Raw genomic sequence first — 816 nt, 5'->3', positions numbered from 1 at the left:
GATTCATGACTGGGGTGAAGTCGTAACAAGGTAACCCTAGGGGAACCTGGGGTTGGATCACCTCCTTATCTTGAAGTAAGACTGATTATTGTTGAGTGTTCACACAAATTGCATTGATAACGAAAGTGTAAAAGAAGTCCTAACATGTAAGCTTCGGACGAACATAGGTCTGTAGCTCAGCTGGTTAGAGCGCACCCCTGATAAGGGTGAGGTCGGCAGTTCAAGTCTGCCCAGACCTACCAATTTAAGCGCTTGACGTTGTTGTTGATTACCTTATTTGCAAAAGCAAACTTCGCTAACCAACGCCTAGTCAAATCACTTAAATCTCTCTAGTAGACATGTGACCCAGATATGGGGCTATAGCTCAGCTGGGAGAGCGCCTGCCTTGCACGCAGGAGGTCAGCAGTTCGATCCTGCTTAGCTCCACCACTTCTTTTAAGAGAAATTAAACTTAAACGCTTATGCTAAGTTTTTAAGTTTAGTTTCTTTATGAAACACTGCTCTTTAACAAATTGGAAAGCTGATATATATCCCGATATAAGATTTATCTTATATCAACTGATGATTACAGTGTCGCGCTGTATGAATCAAACCTTGAAACAAGAGGTCCTTATCTTGTTTCATCTACTTCAAGTAATCTTTGTATTACGTGAAAATGTCAGTCATACATTCATACTCAGATTTGTCTTTGAGTAACTCGAAACTATTTGGGGTTGTATGGTTAAGTGACTAAGCGTATACGGTGGATGCCTTGGCAGTTAGAGGCGATGAAAGACGTGTTAATCTGCGATAAGCGTAGTTAAGGTGATAAAAACC

Annotated in this window: 2 tRNA genes and 2 rRNA genes; all 4 read left to right on the top strand. The window is 41.1% G+C overall.

Annotation, left to right across the window (positions count from 1 at the left end):
* A 16S ribosomal RNA gene (locus ACOB80_RS20810) occupies positions 1–68 on the top strand; the annotation flags it as partial.
* A gap of 97 nt (positions 69–165) precedes the next feature.
* Positions 166–242 (top strand) — tRNA-Ile (locus tag ACOB80_RS20805).
* Positions 243–353: 111 nt separating this feature from the next.
* Positions 354–429, top strand: a tRNA-Ala gene (locus ACOB80_RS20800).
* A gap of 290 nt (positions 430–719) precedes the next feature.
* Positions 720–816 (top strand): 23S ribosomal RNA (locus tag ACOB80_RS20795); the annotation flags it as partial.

The organism is Thalassotalea coralli (genome assembly GCF_055786205.1).
This window is presented reverse-complemented; position numbering and strand designations above follow the sequence as displayed.